This is a genomic window from Luteococcus peritonei, from assembly GCF_039526385.1.
Taxonomy (GTDB): Bacteria; Actinomycetota; Actinomycetes; order Propionibacteriales; family Propionibacteriaceae; genus Luteococcus; species Luteococcus peritonei.
In genome coordinates, this window is sequence record NZ_BAAAIX010000003.1 from 40,971 (window position 1) to 55,272 (window position 14,302).

The window sequence follows — 14,302 nt, forward strand, 5'->3', positions numbered from 1 at the left end:
GCGCTGAGACATGGCGAAGACTGCTCTCAAGGTGAAGCAGGCCCGCAAGCCGAAGTTCGGCGTGCGTGCCTACACCCGTTGCCAGAAGTGCGGCCGGCCGAAGTCGGTCTACCGCAAGTTCGGCCTGTGCCGCGTCTGCCTGCGCGAGATGGCTCACAAGGGCGAGCTGCCCGGTGTGACCAAGTCGTCCTGGTGACCCAGGCCTCACGCTGACCACATGTGCCGGTGGCGGGGGAGTGATCCCCCGCCGCCGCCACCAGCAGGATGAGAGGTCCTGCACCCCAAACCTCCCCGCCGCCGGTGGGGAACAAGCGCGAAAGGTCATGTCTGGGTGTACCCGGCCATGAAACCGTCGCGAGAAAGAAGTTCGCACAGCCATGACAATGACTGACCCGATCGCAGACATGCTGACCCGTCTGCGCAACGCCAACCAGGCGTTCCATGACCAGACCTCCATGCCGCACTCGAAGATCAAGGTGGGAATCGCCGAGATCCTCAAGGCAGAGGGCTACATCACCGATTTCGAGGTCTCCGAGCCCGCCGAGGGCGAGGTCGGCAAGACCCTCACGATCACCCTGAAGTACGGCGACGACCGCAAGCGCGCGATCGCCGGCCTGCGTCGTATCAGCAAGCCCGGCCTGCGCGTCTACGCGAAGTCGACCGCGCTGCCGAAGGTGCTGGGTGGGATGGGCATCGCCATCATCTCCACCTCGCAGGGCCTGCTGACCGACCGGCAGGCGCACAAGAATTCCGTGGGCGGCGAAGTGCTCGCCTACGTCTGGTGACCCGACGAGACTGAAAAGGAGAATTTGATGTCACGAATTGGCAAGCTCCCGATCACCGTCCCGTCCGGTGTCGAGGTCAAGCTCGATGGCCAGAACGTCGAGGTGAAGGGCCCCAAGGGCACCCTGAGCCACGTCGTTCCCGAGCCCATCAAGATCCAGAAGAATGACGACGGCCAGCTCGAGGTCGTCCGTCCCAACGACGAGCGCGAGAGCCGCTCGCTGCACGGCCTGACCCGTACCCTGGTCAACAACATGGTCGTGGGCGTCACCGAGGGCTTCGAGAAGAAGCTCGAGATCGTCGGCGTCGGCTACCGCGTGATGGCCAAGGGCCCCAAGCAGCTCGAGTTCGCGCTCGGCTTCTCGCACCCCGTCATCATCGATGCCCCCGAGGGCATCACCTTCGTCGTCGAGAAGCCCACCGCCTTCAGCGTGCAGGGCATCGACAAGCAGGTCGTCGGCGAGGTCGCGGCCAACATTCGCAAGCTCCGCAAGCCCGAGCCGTACAAGGGCAAGGGCGTGCGATACGCCGGCGAGAACGTGCGCCGCAAGGTCGGAAAGGCTGGTAAGTGACCATGGGTATCTCTCTGGCAGTCCGCAAGGGACTGGCGCCGAAGACGGCCTCGCGACTGCGTCGCCAGGCTCGTGGGCGCAAGAAGGTCCACGGCTCGGCCGAGCGTCCGCGCCTGGTCGTCACCCGCTCCGCCCGTCACATCACCGTCCAGGTGATCGACGACGTGAAGGGCCACACCCTGGCCTCTGCGTCCACCATGGAGGCCGCGCTGCGCGGCGCCCAGGGCGACAAGTCTGCCAAGGCTGCGAAGGTCGGCGAGCTGATCGCCGAGCGCGCGAAGGCCGCTGGCGTCGAGAACGTGGTCTTCGACCGCGCTGGCAACAAGTACCACGGTCGCATCGCCGCGCTGGCTGACGCCGCGCGCGAGGCTGGCCTCGGGTTCTGATCACGACTGAAAGGCAAGAGACGATGAGTGAAACTCAGCGCCGCGCAGGCGGTGCCGGAGGCGGCGAGCGTCGGGGTCGTGAGGACCGTCGGGGCAACAACCGTCAGCAGGAGGCAAAGTCCGAGTACCTGGAGCGCGTGGTTGCGATCAACCGCGTGGCCAAGGTGGTCCAGGGTGGCCGCCGCTTCAGCTTCACCGCGCTGGTCGTGGTGGGCGACGGCGAGGGCACCGTGGGCGTGGGCTACGGAAAGGCCAAGGAGGTGCCCGCGGCGATCGCCAAGGGTGTCGAGGAGGCCAAGAAGCACTTCTTCAAGGTGCCGCTGGTGCAGCGCACCATCCCGCACCCGGTGCAGGGCGAGAAGGCTGCTGGTGTCGTGATGCTGCGTCCGGCTTCGCCCGGTACCGGTGTCATCGCCGGTGGTTCCGCCCGCGCCGTCCTGGAGTGCGCCGGCGTGCACGACGTGCTCGCCAAGTCCCTGGGCTCTGCCAATGCCATCAACGTGGTCCACGCCACCGTTGAGGCACTGCAGAGCCTCGAGGAGCCCGAGCAGGTGGCCAAGCGTCGCGGCATGTCCGTCGAGGACGTCGCCCCGGCCGCCCTGCTGAAGGCTCGCAAGGAAGGGGTGACCAACTGATGGCACGCCTCAAGGTGACCCAGATGAAGTCCGGAATCGGCGGCCTGAAGGCCCACAAGGACACGCTGCGCACGCTCGGTCTGAAGCGGATCGGCGATGTCGTGGTGAAGGAGGACCGTCCCGAGATCCGCGGGATGGTCAAGGCTGTGCAGCACCTCGTTGCTGTGGAAGAGGTTGAGTGACATGGCGTTGAAGGTTCATCACCTGCGTCCTGCCCCCGGTGCCAAGACCGCCAAGACCCGCGTCGGTCGTGGTGAGGGCTCCAAGGGCAAGACCGCTGGTCGCGGTACCAAGGGTACCGGCGCACGGAAGAACACCCCCGAGAACTTCGAGGGTGGCCAGATGCCGATGCACATGCGTCTGCCGAAGGTGAAGGGTTTCAAGAACCCCTTCCGCGTCGAGTTCCAGCCCGTGAATGTCGGCACCATCGCCGAGCTGTTCCCGCAGGGAGGTGCCGTCTCCGTCGAGGACCTCGTGGAGAAGGGCGCCGTCCGCAAGGGCCGCCTCGTCAAGGTGCTCGGCAGCGGCGACATCCAGGTGGCGGTGCAGGTGAGCGCTGACGCGTTCACCGCCTCCGCCAAGGAGAAGATCGAGAAGGCCGGCGGTTCGATCACCGAGCTGTGATCCGCACCGGTCCCTGACCAGGGGGCGGCGACACATCGCGTGTCGCCGCCCCCTGGTCCTTTTGCACCCGGCCCCGGGCCGGTTGTGGCCCGCGAGGCTGCGGCGGAGTGAAGTGCCTGGCGAGCGCCGCCCAGCGGGGTGCAGCATCGCCCTGGACCAACGACCGACCCCGGTGCAGAGGCCGCCGGGGATTTTCACTACAGTGAGCGCTCAAGTGAACAAAAGTTGTCGGTCCCGTGCCCTTCGGGCGGGCTGCATCACCTTGACTGGGCCCAGAGGGCGGGGCATTGTTGCGCAGGCGACAAGGGTCCGCCCGTGCGACCACCCGCACCCACACAGAAAGGACGTCCGTGCTTCGTTTCCTGCTTCGGCGTCTTGCGAACTATCTGCTGCTGCTCTTCCTGGCGGTCTCGCTGGCCTACATCCTCGCGTCCATCTCGATGGATCCGCGCAATGCCTTCGACTGGACGAACCCGAATCTGAACCGGGACGCGGTCAACGCCACGCTGACCGCCTACAACATCAACCCGGACACCTCCGCGCTCACCCGCTACACGCGGTGGTTGGGCATGGTCTCGCACTGGGACTGGGGGATGACCCCGAAGGGGGACTCGGTCAACGAGCTGATGGGCACCAAGGTGTGGGTCTCGCTGCGGCTGGTCACGCTGGGCACGCTGCTGGGCATGGTCTGTGGCGTGGCGCTGGGCGCCTGGACCGCGGTGCGGCAGTACTCCTGGGTGGACCGTGGATTCTCCCTGCTGGCCCTGCTGCTGATCTCCACCCCCACCGTGGTGCTGGCCGTCGTGCTGCAGATGCTGGCCACCCAGGCGAACACCATGATGGGCTATCCCGTCTTCGAGTTCATCGGTGAGACCGGTCAGTCCGACGGGACCACCTTCGGCCGGCTGGTGGACCGGGCCCAGCACCTGCTGCTGCCCACGCTGTCCCTCTCGCTGATGCAGATGGCCGGCTACTCCCGCTACCAGCGCAACCTGATGCTGGACACCCTGGGCGCCGACTACGTGCGCACCGCGCGCGCGAAGGGCCTGCGCAAGGGCAAGGCGATCCGGCACCACGCGCTGCGCAATGCCATCATCCCGATGGCCACCCAGCTGGCCTTCAGCGTGGCGCTGGTCTTCACCGGCGCCGCCATGACCGAGCGGATCTACGGCTGGCACGGCATGGGGGCCTACTCGGTGGACTCGATCACCGCCCAGGACATCAACGGCACCGTCGCCGTGGTGGCCTTCTCCGGAATCTGCGTGCTGGTGGGTGCCCTGCTGTCCGACATCCTGATCGCCGCCATCGACCCGCGCGTGCGCGCCAACTAGGAGAGCTGGCATGACGAACTTCGAACCGGAGCCCGGCGCCAAGGCCGAGGAGAAGGCCACTCCCAAGGCCGCCTCCGAGATGGCCGAGCTGGAGCCGCAGTCCACCGTCGTCGCGGCCGATGCCGAGGACGCCGCTGCCGAGAGCGACGACCAGCACATCTCGCGCGGACGCCTGATCGCCAAGCGCTTCTGGCGCCCGTTGGGCGCCAAGATCGGCGTGGCGATGCTGTCCGTGATCATCCTGCTGGCGCTCTTCGGCCCCTACATCGGCCAGTGGCGCTATGACGACGTGGACAGCGAGTGGTTCCTCTCGCCGCCGTCGAACCTGCACTGGTTCGGCACCACGCAGGGTGGCCGCGATGTCTTCGCGATGAGCATGGAGGGCCTGCGCAAGTCGTTGATCATCGGCTTCTCGGTGGCCATCCTGCAGGTCCTGCTGGCCTCGCTGATCGGAGCCTCCGCGGCCTTCTTCGGCGGCCGGGTGGAGAAGTCCATCCTGTGGCTGATCGACCTGATGCTGGTGATCCCCTCCTTCCTGCTGATCGCGATCATCAGCCAGAACACCGGTGGTGACAAGGGCTCCACCTGGCTGTTCATCCTGATGCTGGTGGCCTTCAGCTGGATGCTGAGTGCCCGTGTGGTGCGTGCCATGACGCTCTCGGTGGTCAACCTGGACTATGTCAACGCCGCCCGCTTCATGAACGTGCCGAGCTGGACCACCATCACCAAGCACGTGATCCCGAACATCTCGTCCTACCTGATCATCGACGGCACGCTCGCCGTGGCCGGCGCGATCATCAGCGAGACCGCGCTGAGCTACTTCGGCTTCGGCGTCCAGGCCCCGGAGACCTCGCTGGGCACCCTGCTCAGCGAGGGCACCCAGACCGCCACCACCTTCCCCTGGGTCTTCCTGGCGCCGGCCGCGCTGCTGGTGCTGACCCTGCTGAGCGTCAACTTCATCGGTGACTCGCTGCGCGATGCCATCGATCCTTCCTCGAAGTCCGGAGGCCAGGCATGAGCCACGAAGCCCACCAGAGCGCACCCCGACGCGCCCAGCAGGCCGGCGAGCCGCCGCTCGACCAGGAGACCGCGCCGGTGCAGTCACCGGTGGTCGAAACCGAGGCGGGCCCCGTGGTGCCCGCCAGCGACTCGGCCGCCGGGCGCAAGGCCAGGCTCCGCCCCGAGAAGGAGAAGGGGCTGCCGCAGCCCACCCCCGGGGTGCCGGTGCTGCAGATCGACGACCTGAACGTCCGCTTCCCCTCGGAGGACGGCGTGGTCCACGCCGTGCGCGGGGTGAACCTGTCGGTCAACGGCGGGGAGGTGCTGGGGATCGTCGGCGAGTCCGGCTCCGGCAAGTCGGTCACCTCCATGGCCGTGATGGGCCTGCTGGACGAGAATGCCCGGGTGGACGGCTCGGTGAGGCTGCACGGCACCGAGCTGCTGGGCCGCGACGACAACTGGATGTCCAATGTGCGTGGCCGCAAGGTGGCCATGGTCTTCCAGGATCCGCTGAGCGCGCTCACCCCCGTCTACACCATCGGCGACCAGATCATCGAGGCGCTGCAGATCCACCAGCGGATGACCGATGGCCAGGCCCAGGCCCGGGCCCTGGAGCTGCTGCGCATGGTGGGCATCCCCAACCCCGAGGTGCGGATCAAGGCCTTCCCGCACGAGTTCAGCGGTGGCATGCGGCAGCGCGTGGTGATCGCCATGGCGATCGCCAACGACCCCGACCTGATCATCGCCGACGAGCCCACCACCGCCCTCGACGTGACCATCCAGGCGCAGATCATCGACCTGCTCAAGGTGGCCCAGCGCGAGACCGGTGCCGCCGTGGTGATGATCACCCACGACCTGGGCGTCGTGGCCGGCATGGCGGACAAGGTGGCCGTGATGTACGCCGGACGCGTGGTCGAAGCCGGCACCGTGGACGAGATCTTCTACTCGGCGCGGATGCCCTACACCATCGGTCTGCTGGGCGCCTTGCCGCGACCCGACCAGAACCGGGACGAGATGCTCACCCCGGTGGAGGGCAACCCGCCCTCGCTGCTAGCCCTGCCGCCCGGCTGCCCGTTCGCGCCGCGCTGCCCGATGGCCACCGAGCAGTGCGCCGCCGGTGAGCCGGCGCTGCTGCCCACGGACGCCCCGAACCACCTGGCCGCCTGCATCTATGCCGACCGGATCGCCGCCGAGCAGCTGGACTACTCCACGATCTACCCGGTGCCGAAGCTGCGCAGCCACCCGCTGGCCGACCTGCCGCGGTCCGAGCGCGAGCAGGTGCTCGACGTGAAGGGCCTGGTGAAGACCTTCCCGTTGATGAAGGGCGCGGTCTTCAAGCGACGCGTGGGCACCGTGCACGCCGTGGACAGCATCGACCTGGACATCCGCGCCGGGGAGACGCTGGGTCTGGTGGGGGAGTCCGGCTGCGGCAAGACCACCACCATCATGAGCATCCTGAACCTCAAGGCGCCCGAGCAGGGCCGCGTGGTGGTGATGGGCAAGGACGTGGCCGAGCTCTCGCGCGCCGACCGCAAGAAGGTCCGTGAGGACCTGCAGGTGGTCTTCCAGGACCCGATGGCCTCGCTCGACCCCCGGATGCCGGTCTTCGACATCCTGGCCGAGCCGCTGCGCCACAACGGCTACCCGAAGGACAAGCTCAAGGGTCGGGTGCGCGAGCTGATGAAGCTGGTGGGTCTGGAGCCGGCGCACGCCAACCGCTATCCCCGCAACTTCTCCGGTGGCCAGCGCCAGCGCATCGGCATCGCCCGCGCCCTGGCCCTGGAGCCCAAGCTGCTGGTGCTGGACGAGCCGGTCAGCGCGTTGGACGTCTCGATCCAGGCCGGCGTGCTGAACCTGCTGGAGCAGCTGCGCGTCGAGATGGGCCTGAGCTACCTGTTCGTGGCCCATGACCTCTCGGTGGTGCGCCACATCGCCACCCGGGTGGGCGTGATGTACCTGGGCCACATCGTCGAGATCGGCGACGTGGACGACGTCTTCGACGCCCCGCAGCATCCTTACACCCAGGCCCTGCTCTCGGCGATCCCGGTGCCGGACCCGGTCAAGGAGCGCTCTCGCGATCGGATCGTGCTGGCCGGTGACCTGCCCTCCCCGGCGAACCCGCCGTCGGGCTGTCCCTTCCACACCCGCTGCCCGAAGTTCAAGCAGGTGAGCGAGAGCGAGCAGCAGCGCTGCATCTCCGAGATGCCGGCGCTGATGGTGCAGGGGGCCGACCAGGAGGTGGCCTGCCACTATCCGCAGGCCCTGCAGGTCTTCTGAGGCCCTGCAGCTCTTCTGAGGCCCTGCGTCGACGGCCGGCAGCCCGCCACGGGCTGCCGGCCGTCGCGCGTTTCGACAATGAGCGGCTGATAAGCGCCGTCACGTTCCAGTAACGATCGGCCCCCGCGGACGGTCATGGGATTTTCGACCAGCCGGTTTTGTCCTACGTTGAGCGCATCGGACGCCGCAGACGGTCTGTGCGTCCCATCGATCACCTCGGAGGTCAACGTGCGCAAGTCCGCATCCGCGGTTGCCGTTCTCGCCGTCAGCGCTCTCGCGCTGACCGCCTGTGGAGCACCCAAGTCCAGCAGCGGTTCGGCCAGCCAGGGCGGTGACGGCGCCGGTCCCGCGCTGGCCGCGCTGAACATCAAGCCCCGCTCGGAGCTGAAGGAGGGCGGCACCGTCCGCTTCGCCATCAGCTACCTGCCCAGCAACTGGAACCTCAACAGCATCGACGGCAACGGTGTGGACAACAGCACCATCGCGAGCTACACCATGCCGGTGAACTGGGTCTACAACGAGGACGCCAGCTTCACCGAGAACAAGGACTTCCTGGAGTCCTACGAGGTGGTCGAGCCCAAGGACGGCAAGGGCCAGGTCGTGACCCTGCACCTGAACCCCAATGCCAAGTGGAACTCCGGCCGCACCATCGACTGGGCCGACTACGAGGCCACCTGGAAGGCCATGAACGGCTCCGACAAGGCCTTCAAGCCCGCCACCACCGACGGCTTCAACGAGATTGCCTCGGTCACCAAGGGCGAGAAGGAGACCGACGTCGTCGTCACCTTCAAGAAGTCCTACCCGGACTGGTCCAACGTCCTCAGCAGCATCCTCCCCAAGGAGGGCGTGGCCACCCCCGAGCTCTTCAACACCGGCTGGACCACCTACAAGGACGAGTGGCACACCGGACCCTTCGCCTTCGACAAGCTCGACAAGGCGCAGAAGATGATCACCCTGAAGCGCAATGACAAGTTCTGGGGTGACAAGGCCCTGCTGGACAGCGTCAGCTTCCGCCAGCTGGAGACCCCGGCCGACGTCAACGCCTTCGCCAACAACGAGATCGACGTCGTGGACGTCATGATCAACGCCACCGCGGTGAACACCGCCAAGAAGCGCGCCGATGCCGACATCCGTGCGGCGGGTTCGCGCCAGTGGCGCCACTTCACCTTCAACGGCAAGGCCGGCAACCTGGCCGACCAGAACGTGCGCCAGGCCATCGTGAAGGCCACCAACCGCGAGGCGATCGCCAAGTCCGACCTGGTGGGCCTGCCGGTCAATGCCTCCGAGCTGATGCTGGGCAACCACTTCTTCATGCCCGGCCAGGAGGGCTACAAGGACAACTCCGGCGACTTCAAGTACGACGTCGAGGCCGCCAAGAAGCAGCTCGACGAGGCCGGCTGGAAGCTTCCCGAGGGCAAGACCATCCGCGAGAAGGACGGCAAGCCGCTGACCGTGAAGTACACCGTGCTGACCGGCGTGCCCACCAGCGAGAACGAGGGCAAGCTGCTGCAGAAGGACCTGGCGGCCGTCGGCATCGACATGAAGTTCGTGAACATCGCCCCCGATGACATGAGCAAGACGCTGACCGCACACTCCTTCGAGATCATGGCCTTCACCTGGCAGGGCACCAACTACCCGATGGCCAATGTGCGCCAGATCTACGGCGCCAAGACCGAGGGTGACCCGGAGCCCAGCGAGTCGAACTACGCCCAGCTGGTGAACCCGGAGATCGAGAAGCTGATCCCGCAGATCGCCACCGAGGTGGACAAGACCAAGCGCCAGGACCTGACCAACCAGGCCGACAAGCTGATCTGGGACGAGGTGCACACCCTGCCGATCTACCGTCGCATCGGTTACGCCGCCACCCCGAAGAACCTGGCCAACTACGGCTCGGCCACCTTCCAGACCATCCCGGTCGAGGACATCGGCTACACCAAGTGATCGACGCGGCCTGAGCCGCAGATCTCTCCACTGCGGGGGCCGGAGGAGACTCCGGCCCCCGCAGTGCCGTGTCCGGCCTCAGAGCAGGATGGTGGCGGCGCAGCCGGCCAGCAGCACCAACAGCAGGACCAGCCGCTCCCAGCGCACCTGGACTCCGGTCTCGCCGGTTCGGGCGTCGGTGGCCCGGGCGGCGGCCTGCTCCTCGACGAGGCGGGCCGCTGCGGCCGCCGGGAGGTCCAGGCGCAGCACGACGGGCGTGGCGGTGCGGTAGTCGGGCACCGGCGTCGCCTGCGCCGCTCGGGGCCCATGGGTGGTCCTCAGACCGCCGCGGGCCGGTGCCGCCCAGGCCTTCCAGACCCGCCCCTGGGCGCGGACCTCCAGGCCCCAACGGGCCGAGGCCTGGTCCACGCCCCACCAGGGCAGGTGGACCCGACGGAAGGGATTGTCCAGCACCAGCTCGTCGGCCAGCACCAGCCGGCCCGAGCCCCACAGCAGGAAGCCCACCAGCACCACCAGGCCGAGCCAGGGCAGGGCCCGCAGCGCGGCCCAGGGACCGCCGGTGACCAGCTCGAGCAGCAGCAGGAGCAGGCCGAGCACGGCCAGCGCGATGCTGCCGAACCTGCCGGTGCGGGAGGAGACGACGACGGTGGGGCGCATGGGCTCCATTGTGGCCCACGCAGCCCACCGTCGAGATGGCCTCAGTCGTGCAGTCCGCGTCGTGCCTCGGTGGCCCCGCCGGCACGAACCGGCTCCACCGGCACCACCTCGCGCAGCTCCGCGTGGTGGCATGCGCTGTCGTGCGCACTGGTGCCGTCGGGGCGCGGTTCGAGCGCGGGCACCTCGGTGCGGCAGATGTCGGTGGCCTTCCAGCAACGGGTGTGGAAGCGACAGCCCGCGGGCGGGTTGGCGGGGGAGGGGACATCGCCCGAGAGCACGATCTGGTCGCGGCTGCCGCGCAGCGTCGGGTCGGGCAGTGGCACCGCACTGAGCAGGGCCTGGGTGTAGGGGTGCGTGGGCCGCTCGTAGATCTGCTGCTCGTCGCCGAGCTCCACCATCTTGCCCAGGTACATCACGCCCACCCGGTCGGAGATGTGGCGCACCACGGCCAGGTCATGGGCGATGAAGACATAGGCCAGGCCCAGCTCGTCCTGCAGCTTCTCCAGCAGGTTCACCACCTGCGCCTGCACCGAGACGTCCAGGGCGCTGACCGGCTCGTCGCAGATCAGCACCTTGGGGTTCAGCGCGATGCCACGGGCGATGCCGATGCGCTGGCGCTGGCCGCCGGAGAACTGGTGCGGATAGCGGTTGATGTGCTCCGGGTTCAGGCCCACCTGCTCCAGCAGCTCCTGCACCCGGGCGCGCCGGCCAGCCTTGCCGACCTCCTCGGGATGGATCTCGAAGGGCTCCCCGATGATGTCGCCCACCGTCATGCGCGGGTTGAGCGAGGTGTAGGGGTCCTGGAAGACGATCTGCACGTCCTTGCGCAGCTTGCGCATGGCCCCACCCGACTTGTCGTGGACGCTCTCGCCCCGGAAGTGCAGGGTGCCCTCGGTGGGCTCCTCCAGGCGCATCAGCAGCCGGCCCAGGGTCGACTTGCCGCAGCCGGACTCTCCCACGATGCCCAGCGTCTCGCCGGGGTAGAGGTCCAGGTCGACGCCGTCGACGGCCTTGACATGGCCCACGGTGCGACGGATGACGCCGTCCTTGATCGGGTAGTACTTCTTCAGACCCCGGGCGGACAGGATCGGCTCAGCCATGGAAGACCTCCTCGGCGAAGTGGCAGGCGCTGGCGCGGTCGGGCGAGGCGGCCGGGTCGACCACCGGCAGCAGGGCCGGTGGCTCCCCGCCGCGGCAGATCTCGGCGGCGCGCGGGCAGCGAGGGTGGAAGGCGCAGCCCGACGGGATCGCCATCAGGTTCGGCGGCAGCCCGCCGATGGCGCGCAGCTGCTGGCCCTTCTGGTCCAGCCGCGGGATGGAGTCGATCAGGCCGCGGGTGTAGGGGTGCGCCGGGCGGGCGTAGACGTCCAGCACGTCGGCGGTCTCCACCATCCGCCCGGCGTACATCACGTTGATCCGGTCGGCGACGTCGGCCACCACGCCCAGGTCGTGGGTGATCAGGATCAGGCCCATCCGGCGCTCCTCCTGGAGCTCCTTGAGCAGGTCCATGATCTGCGCCTGCACCGTCACGTCCAGGGCGGTGGTGGGCTCGTCGGCGATCAGCACCGCCGGGTCCAGCGCGATCGACATGGCGATCATGATGCGTTGGCGCATGCCGCCGCTGAACTGGTGCGGATAGGCGTCGACGCGCTGCTTGGCGGCCGGGATCCGCACCCGTTCCATCAGCTCGACGGCGCGCTGCCTGGCATCGGACTTGTTCATCCCCCGGTGCACCCGGAACATCTCGGCGATCTGCCAGCCCACCGGGAAGACCGGGTTGAGCGAGCTGAGGGCGTCCTGGAAGACCATGGCGATCTCGGCGCCACGGACGTGCTGGCGCTCCTTCTCCGGCAGGGCGAGCAGGTCGGTGCCGCAGTAGAGCACCCGCCCCTGGGGGATCCGGGCCGGCGGCGAGTCGAGGATGCCCATGATGGCCTGGGCGGTGACCGACTTGCCGGAGCCGGACTCACCCAGGATGGCGAGCGTCTCGCCCTCGTCGAGGGTGAAGTCGACCCCGTTGATGGCATGCGCCACGCCGGCGCGGGTGTGGAAGTCGACGTGGAGGTCCTCGACCTCCAGCAGCCGCCCGTCGGTCGGGGTCCAGGTGCGTCGGGCGGTCCTGGCCGAACTCTTCGACATCACAGCAATCACCGCAGCTTCGGGTCGAGGGCGTCGCGGATGACCTCGCCCAGCATGATGAATGCCAGCACGGTCAGCGACAGGAACAGGGAGGGGAAGGCGAGCATCCAGGGGGCCGAGGAGATGTAGCCCAGGCCGGAGGCCTCGCTGATGGCGATGCCCCAGCTGATGGTGGGCGCCTTCAGGCCGATGCCCAGGAAGCTCAGCGTCGCCTCGATGGCGATGTAGCTGCCCAGGTTGATGGTGGCCACCACCAGCACCGCGGCCATGGCATTGGGCAGGATGTGGCGGCTGATGATCCGCCAGGGGCTGGCTCCCAGGGCCCGCGCGGCCTGCACGTACTCGTTGGGCTTGACCTGCAGCACCGAGGAGCGCATCAGCCGCGCCAGGCTGGGCCAGCCGAGCAGCACCAGGGCGGCGACCACCTTGGCCACCACCACCAGGTAGGGGGTCTCGGAGGTGCTGGGGAAGGAGTAGAGGATGACGATGCCGCCGAGCAGCAGCGGGATGGCGAAGAAGACCTCGCCGATCCGGGAGAGCAGGGTGTCCACCCAGCCACCGGCATAGCCCGCGATGATGCCGATCAGACCGCCGAGCAGGGTGGTTCCCAGCGTGGTGAGCAGGCCCACCAGGATGGAGGAGCGGGCGCCGTGGATGGTGCGGGCGTAGATGTCGCAGCCCTGCACGTCGGTGCCGAACCAGTGCTGTCCCGAGGGGGCCTGGCGGGCGATGTTCAGGTTGCACAGGTAGGGATCGGTGCGGGTGAACATCTGCGGCACCAGCGCGATCGCCAGCAGCACCGCGATCAGGGCCACCGAGAACCAGAACATCGGCTTGTGCCGCATCTCGCCCCAGGCGTCGGACCACAGCGAGTTGCCCTTGTCCGGGTTGGACGGTGTGCCGCCCGGACCGGCGGCGGGATCGGAGGAGACCGGGATCAGCGAGGTGCCGGCGTCGGCGGGCTCCAGGGCCCCGGTGACCGAGGCCGAGGTGGGCGGGTTGAGGGTGTTGTCAGTCATGGGTGATCCTCGGGTCCAGGACGCTGTACAGGATGTCCACGATCAGGTTCATCAGCAGGTAGACCAGCACCAGGCAGGTCACCGCGCCGACCACCGAGACACCGTCGCGCTGTGAGATCGAGCGGACGATGAAGCCACCGATGCCGTTGATGTTGAAGATCCGCTCGGTGACGATGGCACCGCCCATCAGGGCACCGAAGTCGTAGCCCATGAAGGTGATCACCGGGATCAGCGAGTTGCGCAGCGCGTGCACGCTGATGGTGCGTGCGTTCGACAGGCCCTTGGCCTTGGCGGTGCGCACGTAGTCGGCGCGCAGGTTCTCCACCAGGTTGGTACGGGTGAGCCGGGCGACGTAGGCCACCGAGAGCGAGCCCAGCACCATGCCCGGCATCACCAGCTGCTGCCAGGTGCCCTGGGTGGCGGTGACCGGGAAGACCGAGTTGAGCCCGGTGCGCAGCACGGTGAACTGGGCCAGTCCGCCGATCACGAAGACCGGGATGGAGATGACGACCAGTGTGGAGACGGTCACAAGGCTGTCGATGAAGCGACCCTTGCGGATGCCCGCCAGCACGCCGGCGGTGATGCCGACGAGGGCCTCGAAGAGCAGCGCGATCAGGGCCAGCTTGAGCGTGGTGGGGTAGCGGAGCGCCAGCTCGGAGACCACGCTGTTGTGGTAGAAGTTCGTGCCCAGGTCGCCCTGCAGCAGCTTGCCCAGGTAGAGCAGGTACTGCACCACCAGCGGCTTGTCCAGGTTGTACTCACGCTTGAAGTTCTCGATGTAGGCGGGGGTGCAGTCACGCTCGCCGCAACGACCCACCCACGGGTCGCCGGGCAGTGCGTAGACGAGCACGAAGAGCAGGAAGGTCGCGCCGATGATCACCGGGATCATCTGGACCAGCCGCCGCAGGATGTACTTGGCCATCAACTCTCGCTTTCGAC

Annotated in this window: 16 protein-coding genes; 11 read left to right on the forward strand and 5 right to left on the reverse strand. The window is 67.9% G+C overall.

The window, feature by feature from the left end; genetic code table 11:
• The first annotated feature begins 10 nt into the window (after positions 1-10).
• The 11 genes from ABD073_RS01200 (at position 11) to ABD073_RS01250 (ending at position 9,548) form a co-directional block, all read left to right on the forward strand.
• Entirely contained in the window at positions 11-196 is a 186-nt protein-coding gene (locus ABD073_RS01200; RefSeq protein ID WP_343871882.1) for a type Z 30S ribosomal protein S14, read from the forward strand.
• 181 nt (positions 197-377) lie between these two features.
• Positions 378-785, forward strand: a complete 408-nt coding sequence (rpsH, locus tag ABD073_RS01205; RefSeq protein ID WP_343871883.1) for a 30S ribosomal protein S8 — start codon at positions 378-380, stop codon at positions 783-785.
• A gap of 27 nt (positions 786-812) precedes the next feature.
• A complete protein-coding gene (rplF, locus tag ABD073_RS01210) occupies positions 813-1,355 on the forward strand; it encodes a 50S ribosomal protein L6 (protein ID WP_343871884.1) in 543 nt (180 codons plus the stop codon).
• A 2-nt stretch (positions 1,356-1,357) separates the two neighbouring features.
• Positions 1,358-1,741, forward strand: coding sequence for a 50S ribosomal protein L18 (gene rplR, locus ABD073_RS01215; RefSeq protein ID WP_343871959.1), 384 nt, complete (start codon positions 1,358-1,360; stop codon positions 1,739-1,741).
• Positions 1,742-1,764: 23 nt separating this feature from the next.
• Positions 1,765-2,376, forward strand: coding sequence for a 30S ribosomal protein S5 (gene rpsE / locus ABD073_RS01220; protein WP_343871885.1), 612 nt, complete (start codon positions 1,765-1,767; stop codon positions 2,374-2,376).
• Positions 2,376-2,558: a 50S ribosomal protein L30 gene (gene rpmD, locus ABD073_RS01225; RefSeq protein WP_343871886.1), complete on the forward strand. Its 183-nt coding sequence runs from the start codon at positions 2,376-2,378 to the stop codon at positions 2,556-2,558. Before rpsE ends, rpmD begins: the two co-directional genes overlap by 1 nt.
• Before the next feature lies 1 nt (position 2,559).
• Positions 2,560-3,000: a 50S ribosomal protein L15 gene (gene rplO / locus ABD073_RS01230; RefSeq protein WP_343871887.1), complete on the forward strand. Its 441-nt coding sequence runs from the start codon at positions 2,560-2,562 to the stop codon at positions 2,998-3,000.
• A gap of 350 nt (positions 3,001-3,350) precedes the next feature.
• Positions 3,351-4,331: an ABC transporter permease gene (locus tag ABD073_RS01235; RefSeq protein ID WP_343871888.1), complete on the forward strand. Its 981-nt coding sequence runs from the start codon at positions 3,351-3,353 to the stop codon at positions 4,329-4,331.
• A 10-nt stretch (positions 4,332-4,341) separates the two neighbouring features.
• Complete coding sequence (locus ABD073_RS01240) at positions 4,342-5,349, forward strand: ABC transporter permease (protein WP_343871889.1); 1,008 nt, start codon at positions 4,342-4,344, stop codon at positions 5,347-5,349.
• Positions 5,346-7,607: an ABC transporter ATP-binding protein gene (locus tag ABD073_RS01245; protein WP_343871890.1), complete on the forward strand. Its 2,262-nt coding sequence runs from the start codon at positions 5,346-5,348 to the stop codon at positions 7,605-7,607. The genes ABD073_RS01240 and ABD073_RS01245 overlap by 4 nt, the downstream gene beginning before the upstream one ends.
• Before the next feature lie 228 nt (positions 7,608-7,835).
• Positions 7,836-9,548, forward strand: coding sequence for an ABC transporter family substrate-binding protein (locus ABD073_RS01250; protein ID WP_343871891.1), 1,713 nt, complete (start codon positions 7,836-7,838; stop codon positions 9,546-9,548).
• A 78-nt stretch (positions 9,549-9,626) separates the two neighbouring features.
• Here the strand turns inward: ABD073_RS01250 and ABD073_RS01255 are convergent, their stop codons facing one another.
• Genes ABD073_RS01255 through ABD073_RS01275 form a run of 5 tightly spaced genes read right to left on the reverse strand, consistent with a single transcriptional unit; the run spans position 9,627 to position 14,285 of the window.
• On the reverse strand, positions 9,627-10,205 hold the full coding sequence (locus tag ABD073_RS01255; protein WP_343871892.1) for a hypothetical protein: 579 nt from the start codon (positions 10,203-10,205) through the stop codon (positions 9,627-9,629).
• A gap of 41 nt (positions 10,206-10,246) precedes the next feature.
• Complete coding sequence (locus ABD073_RS01260) at positions 10,247-11,305, reverse strand: ABC transporter ATP-binding protein (protein WP_343871893.1); 1,059 nt, start codon at positions 11,303-11,305, stop codon at positions 10,247-10,249.
• The gene (locus tag ABD073_RS01265; protein WP_343871894.1) at positions 11,298-12,344 is read right to left on the reverse strand and encodes an ABC transporter ATP-binding protein; all 1,047 of its coding nucleotides are present in this window, start codon (positions 12,342-12,344) and stop codon (positions 11,298-11,300) included. Before ABD073_RS01265 ends, ABD073_RS01260 begins: the two co-directional genes overlap by 8 nt.
• Positions 12,345-12,352: 8 nt before the next feature.
• Positions 12,353-13,363, reverse strand: a complete 1,011-nt coding sequence (locus ABD073_RS01270) for an ABC transporter permease (protein WP_343871895.1) — start codon at positions 13,361-13,363, stop codon at positions 12,353-12,355.
• Positions 13,356-14,285, reverse strand: coding sequence for an ABC transporter permease (locus tag ABD073_RS01275; RefSeq protein WP_343871897.1), 930 nt, complete (start codon positions 14,283-14,285; stop codon positions 13,356-13,358). The genes ABD073_RS01270 and ABD073_RS01275 overlap by 8 nt, the downstream gene beginning before the upstream one ends.
• Between the last annotated feature and the right edge of the window lie 17 nt (positions 14,286-14,302).

Coding starts and splice junctions, on each gene's coding strand:
- ABD073_RS01200 (WP_343871882.1), top strand. CDS start 11: ATGGCGAAGACTGCTCTCAAGGTGAAGCAGGCCCGCAAGCCGAAGTTC.
- rpsH (WP_343871883.1), top strand. CDS start 378: ATGACAATGACTGACCCGATCGCAGACATGCTGACCCGTCTGCGCAAC.
- rplF (WP_343871884.1), top strand. CDS start 813: ATGTCACGAATTGGCAAGCTCCCGATCACCGTCCCGTCCGGTGTCGAG.
- rplR (WP_343871959.1), top strand. CDS start 1,358: ATGGGTATCTCTCTGGCAGTCCGCAAGGGACTGGCGCCGAAGACGGCC.
- rpsE (WP_343871885.1), top strand. CDS start 1,765: ATGAGTGAAACTCAGCGCCGCGCAGGCGGTGCCGGAGGCGGCGAGCGT.
- rpmD (WP_343871886.1), top strand. CDS start 2,376: ATGGCACGCCTCAAGGTGACCCAGATGAAGTCCGGAATCGGCGGCCTG.
- rplO (WP_343871887.1), top strand. CDS start 2,560: ATGGCGTTGAAGGTTCATCACCTGCGTCCTGCCCCCGGTGCCAAGACC.
- ABD073_RS01240 (WP_343871889.1), top strand. CDS start 4,342: ATGACGAACTTCGAACCGGAGCCCGGCGCCAAGGCCGAGGAGAAGGCC.
- ABD073_RS01245 (WP_343871890.1), top strand. CDS start 5,346: ATGAGCCACGAAGCCCACCAGAGCGCACCCCGACGCGCCCAGCAGGCC.
- ABD073_RS01255 (WP_343871892.1), bottom strand. CDS start 10,205: ATGCGCCCCACCGTCGTCGTCTCCTCCCGCACCGGCAGGTTCGGCAGC.
- ABD073_RS01260 (WP_343871893.1), bottom strand. CDS start 11,305: ATGGCTGAGCCGATCCTGTCCGCCCGGGGTCTGAAGAAGTACTACCCG.
- ABD073_RS01265 (WP_343871894.1), bottom strand. CDS start 12,344: ATGTCGAAGAGTTCGGCCAGGACCGCCCGACGCACCTGGACCCCGACC.
- ABD073_RS01270 (WP_343871895.1), bottom strand. CDS start 13,363: ATGACTGACAACACCCTCAACCCGCCCACCTCGGCCTCGGTCACCGGG.
- ABD073_RS01275 (WP_343871897.1), bottom strand. CDS start 14,285: ATGGCCAAGTACATCCTGCGGCGGCTGGTCCAGATGATCCCGGTGATC.